The organism is Chitinophaga varians, assembly GCF_012641275.1.
Taxonomy (GTDB): Bacteria; Bacteroidota; Bacteroidia; order Chitinophagales; family Chitinophagaceae; genus Chitinophaga; species Chitinophaga varians_A.
In genome coordinates this window covers 1,487,060-1,510,583 of sequence record NZ_JABAIA010000003.1, presented here as the reverse complement: position 1 = coordinate 1,510,583, position 23,524 = coordinate 1,487,060, and the positions used below count along the sequence as shown (strand labels likewise).

The window sequence follows — 23,524 nt, the reverse complement described above, 5'->3', positions numbered from 1 at the left end:
CGTCTTATTAAAACTAGTACTTTAATAAATACTGGTTAATTATTTAAAAACCAATAATTTATATTTAAAAAATTCTAGCCTAAGAACAAAAAAATAACCTGGCCCCTGGCCAGGTTATTTTTTTGCTTTTCCGTTGGACGGAGATTAGAATTTTTCAAGGCCGCTGAAGAAGAAATCTCCTTCGATGGCAGCATTCTCATCAGAGTCAGAACCGTGAACAGCGTTACGGCCGATAGACTCAGCGTATTTTTTACGGATGGTACCTTCTTCTGCGTTGGCAGGGTTGGTAGCGCCGATCAGTTTACGGAAATCTTCTACTGCATTGTCTTTTTCCAGGATAGCTGCTACAATGTGGCCGCTGCTCATGAATTCTACCAGTTCGCCGTAGAAAGGTCTTTCTTTATGCACTGCATAAAATTCACCCGCTTTGGCTGCAGACAGCTGTGTCATTTTCATGGCTACGATGCGGAAACCTGCGGCATTGATCATGTTCAGGATGCCACCAATATGCCCGTTTGCTACCGCATCAGGCTTAATCATTGTAAATGTTCTGTTGCTCATATTTGTTTTATTCCGAATTACAGATTAGGCCGCAAAAGTAATTACATTTTCTTTAGTGGTAAAAAATTTTGAAATTCTGGCTCAAATAAAGATCTTCGCACTTCATTTTCTGTCACAAATTATTGGTTGTGACAAGAAATTAGTCTTAACATTACAGTTTTTTAATGAAGCCGATCGAGGAAATTAAACCTTTACTGGAAGCGCCGAAGAAAGTGGTGATCACAATGCATCAGAAACCGGATGCAGATGCCATGGGGTCTTCACTGGCACTATACCATTATCTGATTCAGAAAGGCCACCAGGTAACGGTCATTTCTCCAACTAATTTCCCGGACTTCTTAAAATGGATGCCAGGAGCGGAGGGTGTGATTGATTTTGAATCTTCTACAGACAAGGCGATGGAGGCACTGAAAGATATACAACTGCTTTTCTGCCTCGATTTCAACGCTTTGTACCGTACCAAGAACATGGCGCCGCATCTGGAAGCCGTTAAATGCACCAAAATACTGATCGATCACCACCTGGAACCGCAGCCGGACTTTGAGTATGGGGTAAGCGACACTTCGGCCAGCTCTACGGCGCAACTGGTGTACGAAACGATCTATAAGCTGGGCGATGAAAAGCTCATTAACCTGGACATTGCCCAATGCATATATGCCGGTACGGTCACAGATACCGGTTCGTTCCGTTTTGCGTCCACTACCGCCCGGGTTCACCGGATGGTGGCAGACCTGATGGACAGAGGACTACGTCACGAGATCATCCACCAGGAGATCTATGACAATTTCCTGGAGAACCGTCTCCGCTTCCTCGGGCACAGCCTGTTGAACCGCATGGAGGTGTTCTATGAGTATAATACGGCTATGCTGGCCATTCCCTATTCCGACCTGAAGCGTTTCGACCTCCAGACCGGCGATACAGAAGGGCTGGTCAACTTCCTGCTGTCTATCCAGGGCATTAAGATGGCCGCATTGATCATCGACCGTAATTCAGAAGTGAAGCTGTCATTCCGTTCCAAAGGTAATTTTGACGTGAATACCTTCGCCCGCAGGTATTTTGAAGGAGGAGGACATTTCAACGCCTCCGGAGGAAGAAGCACCGATTCCCTGGAAAAAACAGTCAACCGGTTCATCAAGGCAGTGGAAGAAAACGAAACGCTTTTACAATAAGGCACAACTGTTACAAGTATATCAACTACTAATACAATCAAATGAAAAGAAACAATCAGTTATTAGTTGCAGCGTTCGGCTTACTGATAGCCAGCTGCGGAACGGGTGGCGTTAAAAAGACACCAGGCGGTATTGAATATATCGTTCACAAATCCGGCAGCGGAGCACAACTGAAGCTGGGAGATACTGCCCTTATGAATGTGACGCAGCGTATCAACGACTCCATTCTGGGTGAGTCCCGCAAAATCGTTGGTGCTGCAATCCCTGTTCTGATTTCCAAACCACAGAACAAGTTCGACCTGATGGAAGGACTGGCGCTCCTGCATGAAGGTGACAGTGCCACCTTCGTTATTCCCTGGGATTCATTGCCAGTTAACGAACGTCCTCCCTTCGGTAAAAAAGGTGATAAGCTGAAAATCACTTTCGCGGTAGAAAACAAATTCTCTGCTTCTACCCAGAAAGAAAAAGATGAGAAAGCTATCAAGGAATACATGGAGAAAAACAAAATCAACGCTACCAAAAATCCTGACGGCGTATACATCGCTATTCAACAGGAAGGTACCGGTGGAACTCCTAATGTTGGCGATACCGTTGTAGTACACTACACTGGTAAACTGACTTCCGGTAAAGTATTTGACTCCAGCCAGGATTCTACCCTGCGCCCGGGCATGCCTTTAGAGCCTATCAAATTCCCGATCGGCCAGGGCTTCGTCATCAAAGGATGGGACTCCGGTCTGAAAGGCCTGAAAAAAGGTACTAAAGCTACCCTGCTGATCCCTTCTACAATGGCTTACGGTTTACAGGGCAGCCCTCCGGCAATTCCTGCCAACTCTATCCTGGTATTTGATGTACAACTGGTAGACATTAAACCTGGTACCCCTGCGCCTGCCGCTCCTGCTGCAGCAGCTCCGGTTCCTGGTAAAAAATAAATCCTGCTCCGGCAGTGAATAAAAAAAGCCTCCCGTTCGGGAGGCTTTTTTTATGTAGCGTTCCCAGGGCTGAAGCCCCGGGGCATATTCTGTTTCAGGTATCTTTATATTTTATCCAGGAACCGCTCCTTAATTTCAGGAGTGGGGACCATGCAGCTGTCTTTCCTGCCAAACCAACGGTAACGGTTACGCGCAATTATATTATACACGCCATCCCTTATAAAGCGGGGAAAGATTATTCCGGCATATAACAACTTCCACGGAAAGGGCAGTTGCCTGGCTACCCGAAGGGCGGCCGTACTTTTCGTATAAGCCTTACCGTTTTGTACCAGTATAAAAGACGCCATTTGGGAGATGTCTATTTGATGGGTGGCTGCCAGCGTGGCCGCTGCATCAGACTGTAACGGCGCAAACCGGAAATGTCCCCGGCGGTCGTGCCGTATCACAAAATTGATACTACCATTACATAAGTTGCAGACCCCGTCAAATAATATAATGTCCATGGTCTAAATCGTTGTGCCGTTTACGTTAACTCTCTCACGCATAACCATCGATCAACACCTCGTAGAGTTTTACTTTAAGGTCTTCCAGCGAAACATCCGTCACCAGGTTGCCGTCCTGTGCATAGGCGATGGTGCCTCTTTCCTCGGAAACGATAATGGCCAGGTTGTCACTGTGCTCCGTGATCCCCACGGCCGAACGGTGGCGCAGTCCCACCCGCGTAGGCAGGTTGGGGTTTTCGGAAACAGGCAGGATCACCTTGGCAGCCAGGATCTTATTGCCGACAATGATCAGTGCGCCGTCGTGCAGCGGACTGTGTTTGTCGAAAATGCTCTCTATGAGCTTGGCGCTGACGTTACCGTCGATGGTGATGCTGGAAGCGGTATCGAACTTCAGGCGGTAGGTGGTGGCAATCACGATCAGTGCGCCGGTAAAGGTGGCCTGCATATGGCTCACGGCCACAATCACCTCGTTGATAATATTTTCTTCGTCTTTATAGCTTTTGAACTTGTCGGGCAGGAACAGTTTGGTCAGAAAGCTGTCTTTGCTCAACGGTGTTTTTTTGCCCAGCACCAACAGAAACTTCCTGATCTCGGGCTGGAATATAATAATGATGGCAATGATGCCGACGTTGATAAAGTTCTGCAGGATACTGGTGAGGATAGGCATCTGTAACGCCCGTACCAGGAAGAAAGCTGCGTATACCATCAGCAGGCCGACAAAAATATTGAAAGCCAGGCTGCCTTTCAGCAGACGATATAACTGTATAATCAGAAAAACTACGATCAGCAGGTCCAAAACATTCAGCCAGCGAAACTCATATCCATAAAATTGTATTACTTCCTTCATAGTTGTAAAAATACTAAGATTTAATTGCCTTTCATTTTCTCTGTGATCCTGACTGCTTCTACGGCTGCTTTAACGTCATGTACCCGCAGCAGATGGGTGCCATGCAACAGCGCAATGGTATTGAGCACGGTGGTGCCGTTGAGGGCTTCCGCTGGTGTGATGTCCAGCAGTTTATAAATCATGGATTTGCGGGAGATGCCCGTCAGTACCGGCACCCCCAGTATCTGATGGAAAAGGGAGAGGTCCTTCATCAGGGCGTAGTTATGTTCCAGCGTTTTCCCGAAACCAAACCCCGGATCTGCGATAAAATCGCGGATGCCTGCGGCACGGCATTGCGCCAGCTTGCGGGCCATATAGTCCAGTACCTCGCGCACCACGTTTTCATATTGCGGTTTATGTTGCATCGTGGCAGGCTCGCCCTGCATATGCATCGCAATGTAAGGCACCTGCAGGCGGCCTGCCAAAGGGATCATGTCCTTGTCCAGGTCACCGGCGCTGATGTCATTGATGATGGCGGCGCCGGCGTGGACCGTCTTTTCCGCGACGGCGGCATACCAGGTGTCGATCGAAATAATGGCCTGGGGGTAGTGGTTCAGAATAGCATGAATGGCCGGCAGGAGCCTGTTGAGTTCTTCTTCCGGTCCCAGCATGGTGGCGCCCGGACGGGTGCTTTGTGCGCCCAGGTCCAGTATGGCAGCGCCTTCCTGCAGGTGTTGCCCGGCTTTCTCCACTACCTGGTGCAGCCCATGCATCCGGCTGCCTTCATAAAAGGAATCGTCTGTAACGTTGATAATGCCCATCACTACCGGCCTGGCCAGCGATAACAGCTGCCCCCGACAATTGATGGACGGTTCCTGTAAGGTATTGATATGGTGTGGTCGCATTTAATGGTTTTTATTCTTTATTTTGCCCTCTGAATCGCTGTTCACAAATTTAAGTAATGCAAAATAAAGGAATTACACATGCAAAGCAGCAAAATGGTTAAAGATCACGGACTTTGATTTGTACGTTTTGTTTACGATCTTTATCAGATTGCGCCTTGGGGTGTAAGGAACTGTTACGTTTAGGACCATGAATACATTAGCACAATACGATGCCGCGGTGGCGGGCTGCAAAGACATTTTTATCAAAAAAACCAAAGATTATGGCACCTCCTGGAGGGTATTACGTCCCATTTCAGTGGTAGACCAGATCTTTATCAAAGCGCAGCGTATCCGCAACCTGCAGGAGATAGGCGTACAGAAAGTGGAAGACAACATCGAAGGTGAATTCAAAGGGATCGTCAACTACGGTGTGATCGGGCTTATTCAAATGGAACAAAACGGCAACCCCTATACGGACTTGCCCGTGGAAGAAGTGGAACAGCTCTATAGCAAATACATTCAACAGGTAAAGGCCGTAATGGAAGATAAAAACCACGACTATGGCGAAGCGTGGAGGGACATGAGCCAGGAGTCCTTCGTGGACCTCATTCTGACCAAACTGCTGCGTATTAAACAGATTCTCCGTAACCAGGGTAAAACCCTGATCTCGGAAGGTATCGATGCCAACTATACAGACATCATCAACTATGCATTGTTTGCACTGATCAAGATCAGTGAGGATAGCCCTGAACGTTCATAGCGCAGGGCTTCAGCCCTGAACCAGAATTCATTGCTTAACCATTAAACTATTTTATGAAAGTTGTCCTGAACCTATTGCGGATTATTGTAGGAGTGCTGTTTATTTTTTCAGGCCTGATCAAAGCCAACGATCCATTAGGCCTTAGTTATAAGATGGAAGAGTTCTTTGAGGTGCTGCACCTTACTTTTCTGTCGCCCTATTCCCTTGCCTTCTCAGTGATCATGAACGCTTTCGAGATCATTGCCGGCGTGGCGGTACTGGTAGGATACCGTATGCGTGTCTTCTCTGTGCTGCTGTTGCTGCTGATCCTGTTCTTTACCTTCCTTACCGGTTATGCGCTCTTCAGTGGCACCATCCGCGAATGCGGCTGTTTCGGCGATTGTATCAAACTCACTGCTGAACAGACTTTCTGGAAAGATGTGGCCCTGCTGGTGATGATACTGGTGATTTACATTTACCGCAAAAGCGTACAGCCGTTGTTTAAAGGAGCGGGACTGGTGCTGTTGTTGTCGGCGATTGCTTCGTTTGGCGTGCAATGGTACACCCTTCGCCATCTGCCGTTTATAGACTGCCTGCCCTATAAAGTGGGCAATAACATCTCAGAGAAGATGAAACTTCCTCCCGGCGCCACTCCCGATGTGTACGAGATGATCTTCATCTATGAGAAAAACGGTGAGAAAAAAGAATTCACGGCCGACAACTATCCCTGGTCAGACAGTACCTGGAAATTTGTGGACCGCAAAGATAAACTGATCAAGAAAGGCAATGCTGAACCGGCCATCAAAGACTTCATCCTCACAGATGCGGATGGCGTTAATCAAACCCAGGCCATCCTCAATGAAGACAAAACCGTGTTTCTGTTCCTCGTACAGAACGTGGAGAAAGCCGGAGAAGGCTGGGACAACAAAATGAAAGCCCTGCAGCAGAAGTGGAAGAACCAGGAAATACTGATCTATGGCGTGTCAGCATCTACCAAAGAACAGATTGCTGCTTTTAAACAGCAGCATGGGCTGGAGTTTCCTTTCGTGCAGATGGACGGCGTGGCTATCAAAACAGCTGGCAGGGCCAATCCATGCCTGATCGAACTGAAAAAAGGCACCATTGTAAGTAAATGGCATTATAACGATATTCCGTAAGACACTATGTTACGCTTTCTTCTCCGGAAAACAGGATATGGGTTGCTGGTACTGCTGGGCGTGGTGGTAGTGGTGTTTTTCCTGTTCAATGTATTACCCGGCGATCCGGCCCGGCTGACGCTCGGTCAGCGGGCAGATGTGTCTTCTCTTGAAAACGTCCGTAAAGAACTGCACCTCGACCAGCCGGTAGGGGTGCAGTTCCTGCTTTATCTTAATGATCTGTCGCCCGTAGGCGTGCATCCACTGGCGGAAGCAACGGAAAACCTGCATTACGTGACCCTCGCCCACCTGTCAGGCGAAAAGATACTGGTGCTTAAAACACCTTATCTGCGCCGTTCCTATCAGGGCAAGAAGCCGGTATGGGAAATCCTGATAGAAGCGCTGCCGGGCACATTATTGCTCGCCACTGCGGCCATGCTTTTCGCCACGGTGGCCGGTATAGGGCTGGGCGTGTTGTCCGCTGTCAAACAAAACACCTGGATGGACACCAGCGCGGTGTTTGCCAGTGTGATTGGTATTTCGGCGCCTTCCTTTTTTGCCGGTATCGTACTGGCGTACCTGTTAGGATTTGTGCTCAGCGGTTATACCGGCCTGCATATGACCGGCAGCCTGTTCGATATAGATCCTTTCCGGGGCAGGGTGCTGAACCTGCGCAACCTGATACTGCCCGCGCTTACCCTGGGCATTCGTCCGCTGGCTATTATCGTGCAGCTCACCCGCAGCGCCATGCTAGATGTGCTGCATCAGGACTACATCCGCACGGCCTATGCTAAAGGGCTGTCCCGCAGGGTAGTGATCTGGCACCATGCGCTGCGTAATGCGCTCAACCCGGTGATCACCGCCATCACAGGCTGGTTTGCTGAACTGCTGGCGGGCGCTTTTTTTGTGGAGTACATCTTTGGCTGGAAAGGGATCGGCAAGGTGACGGTAGATGCGCTCGACAAATTTGATTTCCCGGTGGTCATGGGCGCTATCCTGTTTACCGCAGGCATCTTTGTGCTGGTCAATATTCTGGCAGATATGTTGTATTCGGTAGTAGACCCGCGTATTAAACTATAATCTGTTTACAACCAATTATTTATGATGATATCGTGACCCAGGCCCGAAGGCCTGGGAATTTTTTTTTAGAAATGTTGTAACATCGTCTTTTGTGAGTCGTCTTCTCATTATAAAACGCAATATCCCGCATGTCATTGGACTTATTTCTTAACCAGGTCGTTCCCGTCAGGCAAAAGCTTTTCCGCTTTGCATACCGCCTGCTGGGCAACGAAGAGGACGCGCAGGATATTACACAGGATGCTCTGATGAAGGTATGGAGCCAGCAGGAGAAGATGCCGGAGCTACAGAATATGGAAGCCTGGTGTATGCGCATCACGCGCAACCTGGCGCTGGACAAAATCAAATCAAGGAAATACCGTATTGCTGATGAACTGGACAGGGCAGGGGAAGTACCATCGGCCCAGCACAGCCCCCATACCATGGCAGAGAAAAATGACGTCATGGTAAAAGTAAGACGGATCATCCACGAGTTACCGGAGAAATACCGGACCATCATTCAGTTAAGGGACATGGACGGCTATTCCTATCAGGAAATCGCTGACATACTGGAACTGGACATGAACGACGTAAAAGTCAACCTGCACCGGGCACGCAAGGCGGTGCGGGAGAAACTTCAAAACATACAGGTATATGGATTATAATCACATCATCGCGTTACTGGACCGGTACTGGGAAGGGGAAACCACCCTGGAGGAAGAGGCGTTGCTACGCCGGTTTTTCAGCGAATCCCACCCTGATATGCCGGAGCCGTTGCAGGAAGCAGCCCCGTTATTTGGCTTCTTCCGCGAGGAAATGGAAAACGAACAGGCATTGGAAGAGCGGTTGCCCGGACCAGAAATGCCGGTTGAAACCGGGGCGGTTAAGATAGTGCCGCTGTCACCGCTCCGCCATTGGATGAAGTACGCGGCCATATTGCTGATAGCTGTCGGCATAGGTTATGCCATGAAACAACACCAGCGGCAGGAAGTAAAGGTCCGTATCGCGGAAATACAGCAGCAGAAAGAGGAGGAAGAAACCAGGATGGCTTATCTGGAAACGAAGAAAGCGTTGCAGCTGTTGGCCAGAAACCTGAACAAGGGAACAGACAAAATGCAGAAGCTGGCTTACTTCAACGAAGCGACCGGCCTGATTACAGGAACTAATTAAACATGCCCATTTTAAAACCTGATATAAAATCCAGAAGAAGATGAAACGTTCACTTTTATTGCTGGTAGCGGTTTTTGCCAGTATGCACCTCTTCGCGCAGAGTAGCATAGACCGCTTTTTCCAGAAGTACGAAAACGACCGGAATTTTACCCTGGTCAGTATCACGCCCAAAATGTTCTCCATGTTTTCCAAACTGGACATGAACGATCCCGATGCCAAAAACCTGATGAGGGTGGTACAGAAACTAAAAGGATTGCGCATTCTCGCTAAAGACAACACGAAGGACGGACAACGGCTGTACAAGGAAGCAGCTGTGTTCCTGACCGGCGACTTTGAGGAGCTGATGACCGTAAGGGACAAAGACAGCGATCTGAAGTTTATGGTAAAGGAAAACAGCCGGGGAAACATTAACGAGCTGATTATGCTCGTAGGCGGTACCAATGACTTTTTGGCCATGAGCCTGGTGGGAGACATTGATCTGAATGAAATATCACAGATCGCAAACTCTGTCAACATCCAGGGTATGGACAAACTCAAAAACCTTAAAAAGAAATAACGATGAAAAAATTATTGTTAGGAGGTTGCTTACTGCTGGCCGGTGCGTCCACCTTAGTGGCCCAGGACAAATCACTGCGTGAATTCCGTAACAAATACCGGGGAAAAGCCGATGTGGTGAGCGTTAGGGTTGGGAGCTTTCCGTTGCGGCTGGCGGGGTTTGTGATGTCGTTCGTGCCGAATGACGAAGATGTAAAGACGCTGAGGCCCGTTTTAAAAAGTGTCCGTAAGCTCAGGGTGCATACCATCGAAAATCCGCGGGGGGCCAATGTTAGCAGTGAAGACGTAGCAGCGCTTATGGAAAAGCTGCAAACAAAAGATCAGTTTGAAACGCTGATGGAAGTACGTGACAAAGGTACTCTGGTACACATACTGAATAAAGGAAAGGACGATGAACTGGGCAACGTGGTAATGCTGATCCAGGAAGACAATGAGTTTCTGATGGTCAACGTGCAAACAAGCCTCAAAATAGCTGATATCAACCGCCTGATCCATCAGTTTGCCTCCAACTGATAACTGTCACTATCGGATCATCACTTCCTTTACCACATTTTCCCCCAACATTTCATTCACCAGTTTGATGATCTTGTCTTTGGAATAAGTTAATTCCTGTTTTAAGGGTGCTACCGAAGTTGTTATGATGAGTTTTTGCTCAATCAGCTGGATGCCTTGTGTGTAGCGCGCAATGGTTTTGCCCATAATTTTCTCCCAGTTCTCCTGAATACGAACTTCAGTAAGACGGGGTTTAAGGCGGCTTTTGTTCATAAATTCCCGGAGGGCATCTCCGATACTGGTTGTTCCGTGGCGCATGGCGTCAAAGCTACGAATATTTAGGGATTTTTTGATTTGGGTATTTTTAGATTTGTCTGTTATGGTGATAAATTTTCACTGTCAGCCAACTAAAAAAAACTGATCAGAAAATCCCTAAATGCTGATGAGCTGTATTGTCTGGCCTGTACCTTCGAAGCTGTGCTGCAGGCGTTCTGCGTGCGTATCCGTAATGAAGACCTGGCCGTAGGAAGGGCCGGCCACCAGTGAGATGAGGCGGGTAACACGTTCCTGGTCCAGTTTTTCAAATACATCGTCGAGCAGGAGCAGGGGCGCAAATTTTTTGAACTGTCTGATGACTTCGAACTGGGCGAGTTTCAGGGCAAAGAGGAAACTTTTGCGTTGTCCTTGTGAGGCGCTGCTTTTCATCGGATGGTCGTTGAGCAGGAACAGCAGGTCGTCGCGGTGAATGCCGGTGGAAGTACGTTGCAGCTGAAGGTCTTTGAAGCGGGCCGCCCGCAGCTGGATAGCATAGTCTTCTTCCTGGAGGGTGCATTGGTAGCGGATGTTCACCACTTCGTGTGTGCCTGAGATGTAGTCGTACAGTTGTTGCACCTGGGGGATAAAGCCTGTCAGGAAAGCTTTCCGTTGTTCGAAGACGGGGATGCCATGGTGTACCAGTTGTTCGTCAAACACATCCAGCAGGCTGTGTTCTTCGCCGGCGCCGGTCATGTTTTTCAGGAGCGTATTGCGTTGTACCAGTATTTTCTGGTAGGCGATGAGGTGTTCGAGGTAGTCGGGATACAGCTGGGACAGGAGAGTGTCGAGCCATTTGCGGCGTTCTTCGCTGCCGCCGAGGATGATTTCCGCATCGTCCGGAGCGATGATCACCGCAGGGAATTGTCCGATGTGGCGGGAGAAGCGGTCATATTTTTCATCGTTGAGCGATACTTCTTTTTTACCGTCTTTTACCGTGCATACGATTTTGGCTGGCTGCCCCTGTTTGTCGAAGTAGCCTTCCAGACGAAAGCCGTTGGTCTGGTACTGGGTGTTCTGGCTTTCATTGCTGGTAAAATAGCTGCGGGTGAAGCAGAGGTAATAGATGGCATCGAGGAGGTTGGTCTTGCCGGAGCCGTTTCTGCCGGTGATGCCCACCACCCGTTGGTCGAACCGGAAGTCCTGCCGGGTATAATTTTTAAATTGTACGAGTGATATTTTACCTATATGTAGCAAAGAAATTAATTATGTGTATAAAAAAATATGCAAATTCTGCAATATCTGTAACTGATATAGATCCCTGTCTGTGGGCCTTTATCTCTCAATAAACTGCAATTAAATGCAAAACTGTTTGAAATTGATGAATTTGCATAATTTAATACTAATTGGATTTGATATTTACATTTTAGGATTTTCCTGTTATATTTGCCAACAAATTTAGAAAGAGTGCAAACTAAAACAGACGTGAAGACGAAATTCACCAAAGAGACATATCTGTACTGGTATGAATTGATGCTTTTGCTGCGCCGCTTTGAAGAAAAGACAGGCCAATTGTACGGAATGCAAAAAATCCGTGGCTTTTGTCACCTGTACATCGGTCAGGAGGCAATTGCTGCTGGTGCAATGACTGCGACGAAACCGGAAGATAAATTTATCACCGCGTACCGTGACCACGCTTTGGCAATTGCCAAGGGTATTTCTGCCAAGGCTTGTATGGCGGAGATGTATGGTAAAGCAACCGGATGTTCAAAAGGTAAGGGAGGTAGTATGCACTTCTTCTCCAAAGAGCACAACTTCTTTGGCGGTCATGGTATCGTAGGCGCCCAGATTGGCACCGGTGCGGGCCTGGCGCTGGCGGAGCAGTACCAGGGTACTGACAATGTGGTGCTGTGTTTCTTCGGTGACGGTGCCGCCCGTCAGGGTATGCTCCATGAAACCTTTAACATGGCGATGACCTGGAAACTGCCGGTGATCTTTATTTGTGAAAACAACATGTACGCCATGGGTACTTCAGTAGAACGTACCTCCAACGTACTGGATATCTATAAGCTCGCTGACGCGTACGAAATGCCGGCCGATTCTATCGACGGTATGAGCTGTGAAGCGGTACACGAAGGTGTGGAAAGAGCGGTAAAACGTGCCCGCGAAAATGGCGGCCCAACCCTGTTGGAAATCAAAACTTACCGTTACCGTGGCCACTCCATGAGCGACCCCGCTAAATACCGCACTAAAGAGGAACTGGAAGAGTACAAACAGAAAGATCCGATTAACCAGGTGTTGAGCGTTATTGAGAAAAACAAATGGGCTACTGAAGCTGAAATTGAAGCGATCAACGACCGTGTGAAAGCGGAAGTGGAAGAATGCGTTCAGTTCGCTGAAGAATCCCCCTGGCCGTCTGACGATGAGCTGCTGAAAGACGTTTATGTGCAGCAGGATTATCCTTTCATCGTTGACTAAAGCTTAATAGTACGCAACAGTTAGCTTTTTACCTTTTCTTCAAAAGGCAGAAAGCTAACTGTTGTTCATTGATACCTATTAAATAACCAAGCAATCACAATTACCTTTTAAAATGGCAGAAACTAAAGATAAAGCCACCACGCCGCAACCTGCAACAAATTTTGACCTGGAACAGTCCATGCACAAGGCGGAAGACTTCTTCGTTAAAAATAAAAATGTCATTACTATTGCTGTGCTGGCAGTAGTAGTGGGGGTAGGCGGTTTCTTCGCCTATAACCGTTTCGTTAAACAACCCAACGAAAACAAAGCCCAGGAAATGATCTTCCACGCGCAGAACTACTTTGCAGTGGATTCCTTCAAACTGGCGCTGAATGGCGATGGTAACAACTACGGTTTCTTACAGGTAGTAAACAAATACGGCGGCACCAAAGCCGGTAATCTCGCAAAATACAGCGCTGGCGTATGCTACATCCGTATGGGCGAATACCAGAAAGGTATCGACATGCTGAAATCCTTTAGCTCAGACGATCTGCTGCTACAGCCTACTGCACTGGGCCTGATCGGTGACGCTTATATGGAGCTCAACAAAACCGCTGAAGGTATCGAATCCTATAAAAAAGCAGGTCACTACAATGATAATGAGCTGACTGCCCCTGTTTACCTGTTCCGCGCCGGCATGGCCCTGGAAAAAGCAGGTAAGGCACAGGAAGCCATCTCTATCTATAAAGAAATTAAAGAGAAATTCCCCCTCACCAACGAAGGCCGTGAAATGGACAAGTACCTGGCGAGACTGGGAGACGTAAGGAATTAATCAATTACGAATTACGAATTACGAATTAAGAGTTCTTTTGTAGCGCGGTTACTTAGTAACTTTCTAAAAAACAGCCCTCAATTCGTAATTCGTAATTTGTAATTCCAAATTGAATGTATGTCTGATTACAATAAAAGCTTGTTAAATGATACTGGCATTCTCAACCTGGAGGATGCCAGTGTTGTTATGGTGTATACCGAATGGAATGACACTATCGTCAACGAACTGGTAGCCGGTTGCGAAAGATCACTGCAACAATACAAGGTGTCCAAAACCAATAAAATCGTAGTGCCGGGCGCGTTTGAACTGCCTTACGCCTGCAAACAATATTGGGAAAACACCAAAGGCACCGGTCAGCAACCTGGCGCTATTATTGCTTTCGGTTGCGTGATCCGCGGCGAAACCCCGCATTTTGACTATGTGTGCAAAGCTGTTACAGAAGGTATCCTGCAACTGAACCTTCAACTGCCCGTTCCCGTTATATTCGGTATATTGACGGTCGATAACGAGCAGCAGGCCCTCGACAGACTGGGCGGAGCGCACGGCCATAAAGGGGAGGAAGCTGCCATCACCGCATTAAAGATGATCGCGTTACAAAGAGACCTGGCGAGAGGAGTTTAGCACCATAACCATGGTTGTCGGCCTTTGCCCAAGCCCCCGGCGTAACCGGCCCTCTGCGCAACCAATGGAACCGCTAAAAGATTTTATGATGAATGTACAGTTATTTATACCATGTTTCGTAGACCAGCTGTTTCCGGAAACCGCTTTCAATATGGTGAAAGTACTGGAGAAGCTCGGATGTAACGTGATGTATAACCCGGAGCAGACCTGCTGTGGCCAGCCTGCCTATAATGCCGGTTATCAGGATGAATGCAGATCAGTAGCCACCAAATTTGTTAAAGACTTCAAGACTTTCGATTATATCGTGGCCCCCAGCGGCTCCTGTACAGGGTTTGTCCGCAATTACTACAGCAAACTGTTTGATAATTCCGCCGCTCATAACGACGTGAAACTGTTGCGCAAAAACCTCTACGAATTCACCGAATTCCTCACAGACGTCTTGCATGTAACAGACCTCGGCGCTACGCTCAACGGAGTGGGCACCTATCACGACGCCTGCGGCGCTTTGCGCGAATGCGGCATCAAGGAAGGACCCCGTAAACTGCTGGAAAAAGTAAAAGGCCTGGAGCTGAAAGAAATGAATGATTGTGAAGTCTGCTGCGGGTTTGGCGGTACTTTCTCGGTCAAGTTTGAACCCATCTCTGTAGGAATGGGGGAGCAGAAGGTAAACAACGCCGTCAACAGCGGCGCCGATTACCTCATCTCCACCGACCTTTCCTGCCTGATGCACCTCGATGGCTATATCCGTAAACACGGTACTCCTATTAAAGTGATGCACATCGCCGATGTACTGGCGAGTGGATGGTAAACCAAAAACCTTACACATGAACTATTGGCTTGTCAAATCGGAACCTTTCAAGTATTCGTGGGACCAGTTTGTAAAAGATAAAAAGACCTTCTGGGACGGCGTGCGCAATTACCAGGCACGCAATAACCTGAAGGCCATGAAAAAAGGCGACCAGGTACTGTTCTACCACAGCAACGAAGGCCTCGCCGTAGTGGGGATCGCTGAAGTGGCCAAAGAACATTACCAGGACCCTACCACACCAGACCCAAACTGGGTAGTGGTAGACCTGAAGCCGGTCAAAAAGCTGAAGGTGCCCGTTACCCTCGCTGAAATGAAAGCAGAAAAAAGGCTTGCCGACCTTTCGCTGATCCGCCAGGGGCGCCTGTCGGTATGCGACGTTACCAAAGATCAGTTTGACGTGATCCTGGAAATGGGAGGCATGAAATAGATTTTAATTTGATTATGGAGTTTCCGGATTGTTCGCATCATACCGGAAATTCCATTACAATGAAGTACTTAACCCTTATCTCCGCTTGTTGGCTGCTGGCAGCTTGTAGCCATAAACCCGAACCTGCGGCCTCTGTCAGTTTAGAAGCCCCGGCCATTGCTAAAGACGAAACGGCGCCTGCCGGTTTACTGGATGCCAAACAGGCCGGATACCTCGCGCCGGATGACGCTTCTTCCGGCCAGCCCGCTCCCGAACAGAAAATTATCAGGACAGCCCGTATCACTTATTCCGTGGATGATTTTGCGGCTGCTAAAAAGCGTGTAGCCGGTATCGTTAGTAAGGCCGGCGGATATATCTTAGCAGAAACTCAACATGGCGACGGTACGGAAAAACGTAACCAGCTCGATATCAAAGTGCCGGCCGCGGCATTCGACAGTTGCGTGGACAGGCTCACCAGCGGTGTGTCCCGGCTGGATGAAAAAAGTATCAATTCCCAGGACGTAACAGCGGAGTATGTGGACCTGGACGCCCGTATGAAGACGAGGGTGGCCACAGAACAACGTTATCTCGACATCCTGAAACAGGCACGTACCGTAAAAGACGTGCTGGAAGTGGAAGCACAGCTGAAATCCATCCGAGAGGAGATTGAAGCCGCCAAGGGAAGGCTGCTGTACATGGACCGCCAGGTGAGCTACAGTACCATTCATCTTGAATATTACCAGGTACTGGCCTTATCAGCACCGGAAGCGCCGGGGTTCTTTCCCCGGGTGGGACTGGCGCTCCGCAACGGCTGGAACAATATACTGGGCCTCGTAATAGATGTGATTGGCTGGTGGCCTTTGATGCTGGTTGCCGTTTTTCTATTTATATTTATCAAAAGGCGTTGGAGAAAGAACAACCCATCTGTCACAACAGCCTGATTCACTTAAACGACACAAAACATATGAAACCAAGATTAGTGGTGCTGACCGGAGCCGGCATCAGCGCAGAAAGTGGACTCCGGACTTTCCGTGACAGCGATGGCTTATGGGAAGGTTATGACGTATACGAAGTGGCTTCCCCCAAAGGCTGGCAAAACAATCCCGGGCTGGTGCTCGACTTCTACAACAGCCGTCGCCGTGATGTGAAAAATGCGCAGCCCAACGCAGCCCATACAGGTCTGGCGGAACTGGAAGCGAAGTACGACGTACGGGTGATCACGCAAAACATCGACGACCTGCATGAGCGTGGGGGCTCTTCCCGTGTGCTGCACCTGCATGGAGAGATTTTCAAAATGCGCAGTGTAAAAAATGAAGAACTCATCTTCGACATACAGGAAGACATCCGCCTGGGCGACCTCGCTGAAGATGGCGGCCAGCTGCGTCCGCACATCGTTTGGTTTGGCGAAGCGGTGCCCATGATAGAGCAGGCGGTACGTGAAGTGATGTGGGCGGATATTTTCGTGGTGATCGGCACTTCTTTACAGGTGTATCCTGCTGCCAGTCTGCTGAACTATATCAGGCCGGAGGCTGTCGTGTACCTGATCGATAAAAAGCTGCCTTCCGTGGAAGGATACAATAACATCATCAGTATCGAAAAGCCGGCTACGGCCGGCGTGGCAGAGCTGCTCACGCTTTTGTAAAAAATAAAAGCTCCCCGTTTCATGCGGGGAGCTCTCACGAGTCCTTTCTTCTCCGTTAGTGTTTATCACAGGATAATCATATCGTCTACTCAAAACTTTCTTCAAAACGGATATCAAATTCTTCCAGTTCTTTTAAGACCGGGTTATATATTTCGGGCATCACGGGGATGCGCAGGCCGGTGAGGGTTATTTTCTCCTGCAGCAGCAGTTTGGCAAGGATGCCCAGCGGCAGTCCTACTGTTTTGGCCATGGCCGTGCGTACATTGTCTTCTCCCTGTGTGATCATGTAGCTGTGCATGCGGGTGGCCATGTTGCGGCGCTCGAATTCTATCTCATGCATCATCACGATCATATCCTTATCAGAAGGTTCCATCTTCAGTTTATCTTCCACCAGGTGTTGCAGCACTTCCGCGTCTGTTTTCTCGCCGAGGTTGATCTGGTCGCCGTTGAGCAGACCAAGGAATTTCAGCTGCCGGATCACTTTTGATTTGCTGCTGACATTGAGGAACCTGGCCATTACTTCTTCATGGCCGGCTTGTTTGTCAACTCCCTCGATATGTCGTGTGGCCCAGTCGAAGCAGGTGAGGTGGTCGGTCTGTATTTTGCCGTTTTCACCGGTGAGGCCCAGTTTGATCAGGGCGTTCCATCCTTCGCAGAAATCGGGGAAACGCAGGGTGGCGCGCATGAAGGTGGCAATGTTTTCCAGTTTATAGGACTCCATGTACCCGAGGGAATCGCGGTTGGGATAGTAGGCGAGTTTGCCCAGTCCGGGCACCTGGATGGTTTTGTTATGGTCAAAGAGCTGTTCGTACGCCACTTCGCGGGTTTTGCCCTTTTCGCGGTAGATGGCGCCGGAAGCGCCGGCCATCACTACGTTGCGCGCGTTCCAGGAGATCTTGTACTGCCATGGGTTGTCCAGGCTTTCCGGGGAGATAAGGCCGCCGCAGTAGGATTTAAACGAAAATATCTGTCCGCCTTTTTTCTCGATGGAGTGAATAAGTTTCATGGCAGACATATGGTCGATACCAGGATCGAGGCCCATTTCATACATGAACAGGAGCCCGGCTTTTTCAATGTCTTTTTCGAGTTTGCGTACTTCGGGATCAATATAGGAAGCGGTGAGGAGGTTTTTATGGAACTGCAGGCAATCTTTGGCCACGGTAATATGCAGGTGGGGAGGGAGCAGGGAGATGACAAGGTCCGTTTCCTGTATCAGCTGCTGCCGGGCCGCCTGGTCTTTTATGTCGATGGCCGCCGGGGTGGCATAATAAGACTTGCCTGTTTTGGATTTGATGAGCATCAGGTCATGGTCCGCCACCGTGATATGCCATTTTTGTCTAGGTGCATTGGCCAGCAGATAGTCGATCAGGCTGGTCGCCGATTTTCCGGCCCCAAACAACAGAATATTCTTCATAGTCTCTTTAAGAAAAGGTTAAGAATCAGGGGAATAACAGCATTTTTGATGTTAATGTTTGAACTGACAGTAAAATTCGGTGCATATCCCGCCCAAAACCCAGGTTTGAGTGATTCGATCTATTGATTATCAGTCTATTAAAAACAAATACTTTGCCAATATTTAATTTTCGATATATTTCCCTATTTATACATATTTTAGATAAAGTAAAATTAAACCATTACACATACTAACGCAGAAAAGCAAAAAATGGTTGTTCGTTATGGGAAAAATCAGTCATATATCGATTGCGCTATATAATTGATTAACACAATGATGTTTTTATTCACATTTCTTCGGTTTTAGGCCATAATAAGCCCTGAAATGGCTATATTTGCCCTTATCTGTTTTCAGCAGAAAAAACTGTAAATCAACACACAAAATGACAGAGCACACGGAAAATCAGCAGGAAGGGAGAATTGTCCAGATTAATATCGAGGAACAAATGAAAACGGCCTACATCGATTACTCAATGTCTGTAATCGTGGGTCGTGCCTTGCCCGATGTGAGAGATGGTTTAAAGCCTGTACACCGCCGCGTTTTATTCGGAATGAACGAGTTGGGCAACCACAGCAACAAGCCCTACAAGAAGTCAGCGCGTGTGGTGGGTGAGGTAATGGGTAAGTATCACCCCCATGGTGACGCCTCTATCTACGACACCATTGTACGTTTGGCCCAGCCCTGGAGCATGCGCTATCCCATGGTGGACGGCCAGGGTAACTTCGGCTCCGTAGATGGTGACATGCCCGCTGCGATGCGTTACACCGAAATCCGTCTTCAACGCATTGCGGAAGCGATGCTGGAAGACATCGAAAAAGAAACGGTGGATTTCACCAACAACTTCGACGACACCCTGGAAGAACCTACGGTGTTGCCTACCCGCATTCCGAACCTGCTGGTCAACGGCGCTTCCGGTATCGCGGTAGGGATGGCCACCAACATTATGCCCCATAACCTCTCTGAAGTAGTGGACGGCGCAGTGGCCTATATCGAAAATCGGGACATCACCGTTGAAGAACTGATCAAACACGTGAAGGCCCCTGACTTCCCGACAGGTGGCACCATATATGGTTTTGAAGGCGTTAAACAGGGCTTCGAGACCGGAAGGGGCAGAGTGGTGGTAAGAGGTAAAATCACCGCGGAAACGGCTAAAAACGGCCGCGAAAGACTGGTGATCTATGAACTGCCCTACCAGATCAACAAAGCCATCCTGCACCAGAAAATCGCACAGCTGGTAAACGACAAGATCATCGAAGGCATCACCGACGTACGTGACGAGAGTGACCGCGAAGGGATGCGCCTGGTAATAGACCTGAAAAAGGAAGCTATCTCCAACGTGATCATCAACCAGCTCTATAAATACTCCGAGCTGCAGACTTCCTACGGTATCAACAACGTGGCCCTGGTGAAAGGCCGTCCGCGTATCCTCAACCTGAAGGACATGCTGGCAGAGTTCATCGACTTCCGCCACGAAGTAGTGGTCAGAAGGACCCGCTTCGACCTCCGCAAAGCGGAAGAAAAAGCGCATATCCTCGCCGGCTACCTGATCGCACTGGACCACCTGGACGAGGTGATCGCCCTGATCCGTGCCTCCAATACGCCGGACGTGGCCAGAGACGGACTGATGAGCCAGTTCGGCCTCTCCGAAATACAGGCCAAAGCCATCCTGGAACTGCGCCTGCAACGCCTCACAGGCATGGAACGCGATAAGATCCGTGCGGAATACGACGAAGTGATGAAACTCATCGCCTGGTTGAAAGATGTGCTTAACGACGAGTCGCTCCGTATGAAGATCATCCGGGAAGAACTGGAAGAGGTGAAAAAGAAATTCGGTGATGAACGCAAAACCGAAATCCAGTACCTCGCCAGCGAAATGAGAATTGAAGATATCATCGCGGAAGAAGACGTGGTGATCACTATTTCCCACCTGGGTTATATCAAACGTACCTCTGCATACGACTACCGTCAGCAGAAACGCGGCGGCCGTGGCGCCATCGGCGGCAGGACCCGCGACGAAGATTACATTGAACACCTGTTCGTGGCTTCCACGCACCATACCATGCTGTTCTTTACTGAAAAAGGACGCTGCTACTGGCTTAAGGTATACGAAATACCGGAAGGCGAGAAGAGCGGTAAAGGACGTGCTATCCAGAATATGATCCAGCTGCCGGGCGATGACAAGATCCGCGCGATCATCGATATCAAAGACCTGGGCGATAAAGATTATATCAACAATCACTATATCGTTCTCTGTACCAAAAAAGGTATCATCAAGAAAACACTGCTGGAAGAATTCTCCCGTCCCCGTCAGAACGGGGTGAATGCCATCACCATCAACGAAGGGGACCAGCTGCTGGAAGCCAAACTGACTACCGGCGACAGCCAGATCATGATGGCCATCCAGAGCGGCCGCGCTATCCGCTTCCCGGAAAATACCGTGCGTGACACCGGTCGCGGCGCCATCGGCGTAAGAGGTATTGAAGTGGACAGCGAAAAAGATGAGGTAGTTGGTATGATTTGTGTAAACAAAGACGACGACTCCAGGACGATACTGGTAGTTTCTGAAAAAGGTTTCGGCAAACGCACCAACATCGAGGAATACCGTATCACCAACAGAGGTGGTAAAGGGGTGAAAACCATCAATATCACTGAAAAAACCGGTAACCTGATCGCCATCCTGGACGTAACGGAAAAACATGACCTGATGATCACCTGTAAATCCGGCATCACCATCCGCATGGCGGTGGCTGATATCCGCGAAGCAGGACGTGCCACTCAGGGCGTGCGCCTGATCCGTCTGGACGACGCTGATGAAATAGCAGCAGTGGCCCGTCTCGATGAGCAGGAAGAGGAAACCGCAGAAGTACTGGAAGGAGAAGAAAACACTGTAGCCAACGACAGCATCGCTGACACCAGCACAGATACTGATACTGAACAGGATACTGCAGCGGAAGGACCTGAAACGCCGCAGGAATAGTATTCACAGCAAACTGAAAAAATTAACCCGCTTATGGCAGGAGATGCCCCTTCAAAAGGTGTCTCCTGCCTAAACTGATAAAAAAAGTACAGCCGGCTTTAGTGGTAACGATGGGCCCGATTGTATTGGATTATTGGGAGCACCATACTCTTATTGTAATCAGCAACTAAAAACTAGAGACATGAAAAAATTATTGGTATCTCTTCTCTTTTGTACGGCCGGCGTATCGGTGATGGCCCAAAGAGCAAAAGTAAGCAGCGCAGATGAGAACCTGAAGAAACAAGATCTGGAGAAAGCCAAGGCAGATATCGATGCAGCGTTACAGAACGACAAGACCAAAAACGACGCAAAGACCTGGCTGGTAAACGGCAAAATCCTCGAAGCAATGGGCACCAAACAAAAAAGCGCTGGTCTTGCCCTCGAAGCCTATAACTCTTTCAAAAAAGCACTGGAAATCGATCCTAAAATGAAAGAGGCTATCCTGGAGATGAGCGGCCCTATGTTCAATGTATACGCTACTGTGGCCAACGCCGGTTACGGTTTCCTCAACGAACAGAAATGGGATTCCTCCCTGGTGGATTTCAAACATGCGTTCGAAATCGCTGAATACTACAACAGCAAAAACCTGGGCACCACTATCCCTACCGATACCGCACTGACCTTCTACACCGGTTACGCAGCTAACCAGGCCAATAAGAAAGATGATGCTTTCACCTACCTGAAAAAAGCCGCTGACCTGCAGTTCAAAGGCGAACCTGCACTGTACGTAGTACTGGGCCAGCTGTATGAAGAAAAAGGCGACCAGGCCAACTGGCTCAAAACCATCGAACAAGGTAAAGCTTTATTCCCTAAGGATAAACGCTTCAACGATATGGAAATGGCTTTCTACAGCAAAACCGGTAAAACCAACGAATTACTGTCCATGCTGGAAAAGAAAATGGCCGACAACCCTAAAGACGAAGCCGCTGTACTGGACTACGCTATCCGTGTAGACAACCTCGCTAATCCCCGCGACGAAAAAGGTAACGACGCTCCCAAACCAGCTAACTACGAAGAGCTGATCGGTAAAGCTGAAGGCGCCTATAAAAAAGTACTGGAACTGAACGCTAACGACGCTACCGCCAACTTCCAGCTGGGTGCGCTGTACTTCAACAAGGCAGTTGTATACAACAAACAACTGAATGAACTGGACAGCAAACAACAGACTTCTCCTAAAGCAAAAGAACTGCAAGGTAAAGTAGAAGGCCTTATGAACCAGGCATTGCCTTTCTTCGAAAAAGCTGATGCCGCTTTCACTGCTAAAGCCAGCAGCCTCGACGCCGGTGACAAACAGACTTACGAAAGCTGCCTGTATGCCCTGCAGAAAATCTACGCTATCAAAAACCAGACTGCGAAAGTAGAAGAAGTGAAAAAGAAACTGGAAGCACTGAAATAGTAAATAGCATATACATTATAATTGAGAAAAGATCCGCCGGCAACGGCGGATTTTTTTTTGTCCCAGGGCTGAAGCCCTGGACTACGTTCTGATTCAATTTCTTTTGGGTGTAAGAGTTCTGTATTTATGGATAATAAACTCCGCAGCTTAAAGCAGAGTCATATACTTCCATACCAGCGTATACGTTAGAGATTATTCTGGAAGGACATTCATCAATTACTCAGGGTTTACGCCAATAAAGACACCTGAATCAGAACGTAGCCCAGGGCTTCAGCCCTGGGACAATAGCGTTCGTTTTAACACGCACATAAAAAAGAATAGCTCCGGGGCTACCCGGAGCTATTCTTTAACTCAAACGCTGTATAATGGTGAATTAAGCAGCTTTTTTTGCAGCAGGCTTAGCTTCAGCTTTTTTGTGTTCGTGATGAGCTTTCTTAGTTGTGTCAGCAGCTGGTTTTGCTTCTGCTTTAGCTTCAGTTTTAGCTTTTTCTTTTTTAGCAGGTTTAGCAGCAGGAGCCTGTGCGAAAGAAGCAGCAGAAATGCTCAGTACCAGTGCAGCAGCGATAACTTTTTTCATGATGATTGTCTTTTTAAATGATTAATGATGTTTTGTTCAGTATT

General features: G+C 48.5%; 26 protein-coding genes. 18 read left to right on the top strand and 8 right to left on the bottom strand.

The annotated features are described in order from the left end of the window. Positions 1 to 144: 144 nt before the first annotated feature. Positions 145 to 561, bottom strand: a complete 417-nt coding sequence (locus HGH92_RS28800; RefSeq protein ID WP_168874267.1) for a nucleoside-diphosphate kinase — start codon at positions 559 to 561, stop codon at positions 145 to 147. A 164-nt stretch (positions 562 to 725) separates the two neighbouring features. Between HGH92_RS28800 and HGH92_RS28795 the strand changes: the two genes are divergently transcribed. Beyond that, a complete protein-coding gene (locus HGH92_RS28795) occupies positions 726 to 1,730 on the top strand; it encodes a DHH family phosphoesterase (protein ID WP_168874266.1) in 1,005 nt (334 codons plus the stop codon). A 41-nt stretch (positions 1,731 to 1,771) separates the two neighbouring features. Next, on the top strand, positions 1,772 to 2,659 hold the full coding sequence (locus HGH92_RS28790; protein WP_168874265.1) for an FKBP-type peptidyl-prolyl cis-trans isomerase: 888 nt from the start codon (positions 1,772 to 1,774) through the stop codon (positions 2,657 to 2,659). A gap of 104 nt (positions 2,660 to 2,763) precedes the next feature. On the opposite strand, the gene HGH92_RS28785 is transcribed toward HGH92_RS28790, so the two are convergent. The 3 genes from HGH92_RS28785 to folP are packed head-to-tail and all read right to left on the bottom strand — an operon-like array spanning position 2,764 to position 4,893. Next, entirely contained in the window at positions 2,764 to 3,162 is a 399-nt protein-coding gene (locus tag HGH92_RS28785; RefSeq protein ID WP_168874264.1) for a thiol-disulfide oxidoreductase DCC family protein, read from the bottom strand. A gap of 34 nt (positions 3,163 to 3,196) precedes the next feature. After that, on the bottom strand, positions 3,197 to 4,009 hold the full coding sequence (locus HGH92_RS28780) for a diadenylate cyclase (protein WP_168874263.1): 813 nt from the start codon (positions 4,007 to 4,009) through the stop codon (positions 3,197 to 3,199). Positions 4,010 to 4,029: 20 nt separating this feature from the next. Further along, complete coding sequence (gene folP, locus HGH92_RS28775; protein ID WP_168874262.1) at positions 4,030 to 4,893, bottom strand: dihydropteroate synthase; 864 nt, start codon at positions 4,891 to 4,893, stop codon at positions 4,030 to 4,032. Positions 4,894 to 5,080: 187 nt separating this feature from the next. On the opposite strand from folP, the gene HGH92_RS28770 reads away from it, so the two are divergent. From HGH92_RS28770 to HGH92_RS28740, 7 genes are all read left to right on the top strand, one after another. Beyond that, on the top strand, positions 5,081 to 5,632 hold the full coding sequence (locus tag HGH92_RS28770; RefSeq protein WP_168874261.1) for a DUF1599 domain-containing protein: 552 nt from the start codon (positions 5,081 to 5,083) through the stop codon (positions 5,630 to 5,632). 53 nt (positions 5,633 to 5,685) lie between these two features. Beyond that, complete coding sequence (locus HGH92_RS28765; RefSeq protein ID WP_168874260.1) at positions 5,686 to 6,768, top strand: BT_3928 family protein; 1,083 nt, start codon at positions 5,686 to 5,688, stop codon at positions 6,766 to 6,768. Between the two features lie 6 nt (positions 6,769 to 6,774). Then, positions 6,775 to 7,827 (top strand): ABC transporter permease, encoded by a 1,053-nt coding sequence (locus tag HGH92_RS28760; protein WP_168874259.1) that lies wholly within the window; start codon positions 6,775 to 6,777, stop codon positions 7,825 to 7,827. Positions 7,828 to 7,955: 128 nt separating this feature from the next. Next, on the top strand, positions 7,956 to 8,468 hold the full coding sequence (locus HGH92_RS28755; RefSeq protein WP_168874258.1) for an RNA polymerase sigma factor: 513 nt from the start codon (positions 7,956 to 7,958) through the stop codon (positions 8,466 to 8,468). Continuing rightward, complete coding sequence (locus HGH92_RS28750) at positions 8,458 to 8,973, top strand: hypothetical protein (RefSeq protein ID WP_168874257.1); 516 nt, start codon at positions 8,458 to 8,460, stop codon at positions 8,971 to 8,973. Before HGH92_RS28755 ends, HGH92_RS28750 begins: the two co-directional genes overlap by 11 nt. Positions 8,974 to 9,013: 40 nt before the next feature. Continuing rightward, positions 9,014 to 9,529 carry a DUF4252 domain-containing protein gene (locus HGH92_RS28745; RefSeq protein WP_168874256.1) on the top strand — a complete coding sequence of 172 codons (516 nt, stop codon included), beginning with the start codon at positions 9,014 to 9,016 and terminating at the stop codon, positions 9,527 to 9,529. A gap of 2 nt (positions 9,530 to 9,531) precedes the next feature. Continuing rightward, positions 9,532 to 10,041: a DUF4252 domain-containing protein gene (locus HGH92_RS28740; RefSeq protein ID WP_168874255.1), complete on the top strand. Its 510-nt coding sequence runs from the start codon at positions 9,532 to 9,534 to the stop codon at positions 10,039 to 10,041. Between the two features lie 9 nt (positions 10,042 to 10,050). On the opposite strand, the gene HGH92_RS28735 is transcribed toward HGH92_RS28740, so the two are convergent. Next, positions 10,051 to 10,338 carry a DUF721 domain-containing protein gene (locus HGH92_RS28735; protein ID WP_168874254.1) on the bottom strand — a complete coding sequence of 96 codons (288 nt, stop codon included), beginning with the start codon at positions 10,336 to 10,338 and terminating at the stop codon, positions 10,051 to 10,053. A gap of 114 nt (positions 10,339 to 10,452) precedes the next feature. Further along, a complete protein-coding gene (recF, locus tag HGH92_RS28730; RefSeq protein WP_168874253.1) occupies positions 10,453 to 11,529 on the bottom strand; it encodes a DNA replication/repair protein RecF in 1,077 nt (358 codons plus the stop codon). A 210-nt stretch (positions 11,530 to 11,739) separates the two neighbouring features. Between recF and pdhA the strand changes: the two genes are divergently transcribed. From pdhA to HGH92_RS28695, 7 genes are all read left to right on the top strand, one after another. Next, positions 11,740 to 12,750 (top strand): pyruvate dehydrogenase (acetyl-transferring) E1 component subunit alpha, encoded by a 1,011-nt coding sequence (gene pdhA, locus HGH92_RS28725; RefSeq protein ID WP_317166455.1) that lies wholly within the window; start codon positions 11,740 to 11,742, stop codon positions 12,748 to 12,750. A gap of 112 nt (positions 12,751 to 12,862) precedes the next feature. After that, entirely contained in the window at positions 12,863 to 13,561 is a 699-nt protein-coding gene (locus HGH92_RS28720) for a tetratricopeptide repeat protein (RefSeq protein ID WP_168874252.1), read from the top strand. Between the two features lie 117 nt (positions 13,562 to 13,678). Beyond that, positions 13,679 to 14,182 (top strand): 6,7-dimethyl-8-ribityllumazine synthase, encoded by a 504-nt coding sequence (gene ribH / locus HGH92_RS28715; protein ID WP_168874251.1) that lies wholly within the window; start codon positions 13,679 to 13,681, stop codon positions 14,180 to 14,182. Between the two features lie 85 nt (positions 14,183 to 14,267). Continuing rightward, positions 14,268 to 14,990: a (Fe-S)-binding protein gene (locus HGH92_RS28710; protein WP_247655067.1), complete on the top strand. Its 723-nt coding sequence runs from the start codon at positions 14,268 to 14,270 to the stop codon at positions 14,988 to 14,990. Positions 14,991 to 15,006: 16 nt separating this feature from the next. Beyond that, the gene (locus HGH92_RS28705) at positions 15,007 to 15,417 is read left to right on the top strand and encodes an EVE domain-containing protein (RefSeq protein WP_168874250.1); all 411 of its coding nucleotides are present in this window, start codon (positions 15,007 to 15,009) and stop codon (positions 15,415 to 15,417) included. A 59-nt stretch (positions 15,418 to 15,476) separates the two neighbouring features. After that, positions 15,477 to 16,337, top strand: a complete 861-nt coding sequence (locus tag HGH92_RS28700; RefSeq protein WP_168874249.1) for a DUF4349 domain-containing protein — start codon at positions 15,477 to 15,479, stop codon at positions 16,335 to 16,337. 23 nt (positions 16,338 to 16,360) lie between these two features. Continuing rightward, positions 16,361 to 17,038, top strand: a complete 678-nt coding sequence (locus tag HGH92_RS28695) for an SIR2 family NAD-dependent protein deacylase (protein WP_168874248.1) — start codon at positions 16,361 to 16,363, stop codon at positions 17,036 to 17,038. Between the two features lie 85 nt (positions 17,039 to 17,123). Here HGH92_RS28695 and HGH92_RS28690 read toward each other — a convergent pair whose 3' ends face one another. Beyond that, the gene (locus HGH92_RS28690) at positions 17,124 to 18,452 is read right to left on the bottom strand and encodes a saccharopine dehydrogenase C-terminal domain-containing protein (RefSeq protein ID WP_168874247.1); all 1,329 of its coding nucleotides are present in this window, start codon (positions 18,450 to 18,452) and stop codon (positions 17,124 to 17,126) included. Between the two features lie 421 nt (positions 18,453 to 18,873). Between HGH92_RS28690 and gyrA the strand changes: the two genes are divergently transcribed. Together gyrA and HGH92_RS28680 are read left to right on the top strand one after the other, a co-directional pair. Beyond that, entirely contained in the window at positions 18,874 to 21,468 is a 2,595-nt protein-coding gene (gene gyrA / locus HGH92_RS28685; RefSeq protein WP_168874246.1) for a DNA gyrase subunit A, read from the top strand. A gap of 181 nt (positions 21,469 to 21,649) precedes the next feature. Beyond that, complete coding sequence (locus tag HGH92_RS28680; protein ID WP_168874245.1) at positions 21,650 to 22,903, top strand: tetratricopeptide repeat protein; 1,254 nt, start codon at positions 21,650 to 21,652, stop codon at positions 22,901 to 22,903. Positions 22,904 to 23,276: 373 nt separating this feature from the next. Here the strand turns inward: HGH92_RS28680 and HGH92_RS28675 are convergent, their stop codons facing one another. Next, the gene (locus tag HGH92_RS28675) at positions 23,277 to 23,480 is read right to left on the bottom strand and encodes an acid-shock protein (RefSeq protein WP_168874244.1); all 204 of its coding nucleotides are present in this window, start codon (positions 23,478 to 23,480) and stop codon (positions 23,277 to 23,279) included. Between the last annotated feature and the right edge of the window lie 44 nt (positions 23,481 to 23,524).

Excerpts from the sequence above, each read along its gene's own strand:
- HGH92_RS28755 (WP_168874258.1), top strand. The coding sequence starts at position 7,956 with ATGTCATTGGACTTATTTCTTAACCAGGTCGTTCCCGTCAGGCAAAAG.
- HGH92_RS28695 (WP_168874248.1), top strand. The coding sequence starts at position 16,361 with ATGAAACCAAGATTAGTGGTGCTGACCGGAGCCGGCATCAGCGCAGAA.
- HGH92_RS28705 (WP_168874250.1), top strand. The coding sequence starts at position 15,007 with ATGAACTATTGGCTTGTCAAATCGGAACCTTTCAAGTATTCGTGGGAC.
- HGH92_RS28760 (WP_168874259.1), top strand. The coding sequence starts at position 6,775 with ATGTTACGCTTTCTTCTCCGGAAAACAGGATATGGGTTGCTGGTACTG.
- HGH92_RS28800 (WP_168874267.1), bottom strand. The coding sequence starts at position 561 with ATGAGCAACAGAACATTTACAATGATTAAGCCTGATGCGGTAGCAAAC.
- HGH92_RS28735 (WP_168874254.1), bottom strand. The coding sequence starts at position 10,338 with ATGCGCCACGGAACAACCAGTATCGGAGATGCCCTCCGGGAATTTATG.
- HGH92_RS28710 (WP_247655067.1), top strand. The coding sequence starts at position 14,268 with ATGATGAATGTACAGTTATTTATACCATGTTTCGTAGACCAGCTGTTT.
- HGH92_RS28720 (WP_168874252.1), top strand. The coding sequence starts at position 12,863 with ATGGCAGAAACTAAAGATAAAGCCACCACGCCGCAACCTGCAACAAAT.
- HGH92_RS28740 (WP_168874255.1), top strand. The coding sequence starts at position 9,532 with ATGAAAAAATTATTGTTAGGAGGTTGCTTACTGCTGGCCGGTGCGTCC.
- HGH92_RS28785 (WP_168874264.1), bottom strand. The coding sequence starts at position 3,162 with ATGGACATTATATTATTTGACGGGGTCTGCAACTTATGTAATGGTAGT.
- HGH92_RS28745 (WP_168874256.1), top strand. The coding sequence starts at position 9,014 with ATGAAACGTTCACTTTTATTGCTGGTAGCGGTTTTTGCCAGTATGCAC.
- HGH92_RS28790 (WP_168874265.1), top strand. The coding sequence starts at position 1,772 with ATGAAAAGAAACAATCAGTTATTAGTTGCAGCGTTCGGCTTACTGATA.
- HGH92_RS28770 (WP_168874261.1), top strand. The coding sequence starts at position 5,081 with ATGAATACATTAGCACAATACGATGCCGCGGTGGCGGGCTGCAAAGAC.
- gyrA (WP_168874246.1), top strand. The coding sequence starts at position 18,874 with ATGACAGAGCACACGGAAAATCAGCAGGAAGGGAGAATTGTCCAGATT.
- HGH92_RS28795 (WP_168874266.1), top strand. The coding sequence starts at position 726 with ATGAAGCCGATCGAGGAAATTAAACCTTTACTGGAAGCGCCGAAGAAA.
- HGH92_RS28780 (WP_168874263.1), bottom strand. The coding sequence starts at position 4,009 with ATGAAGGAAGTAATACAATTTTATGGATATGAGTTTCGCTGGCTGAAT.
- ribH (WP_168874251.1), top strand. The coding sequence starts at position 13,679 with ATGTCTGATTACAATAAAAGCTTGTTAAATGATACTGGCATTCTCAAC.
- HGH92_RS28690 (WP_168874247.1), bottom strand. The coding sequence starts at position 18,452 with ATGAAGAATATTCTGTTGTTTGGGGCCGGAAAATCGGCGACCAGCCTG.
- HGH92_RS28680 (WP_168874245.1), top strand. The coding sequence starts at position 21,650 with ATGAAAAAATTATTGGTATCTCTTCTCTTTTGTACGGCCGGCGTATCG.
- HGH92_RS28675 (WP_168874244.1), bottom strand. The coding sequence starts at position 23,480 with ATGAAAAAAGTTATCGCTGCTGCACTGGTACTGAGCATTTCTGCTGCT.
- HGH92_RS28765 (WP_168874260.1), top strand. The coding sequence starts at position 5,686 with ATGAAAGTTGTCCTGAACCTATTGCGGATTATTGTAGGAGTGCTGTTT.
- HGH92_RS28750 (WP_168874257.1), top strand. The coding sequence starts at position 8,458 with ATGGATTATAATCACATCATCGCGTTACTGGACCGGTACTGGGAAGGG.
- HGH92_RS28700 (WP_168874249.1), top strand. The coding sequence starts at position 15,477 with ATGAAGTACTTAACCCTTATCTCCGCTTGTTGGCTGCTGGCAGCTTGT.
- folP (WP_168874262.1), bottom strand. The coding sequence starts at position 4,893 with ATGCGACCACACCATATCAATACCTTACAGGAACCGTCCATCAATTGT.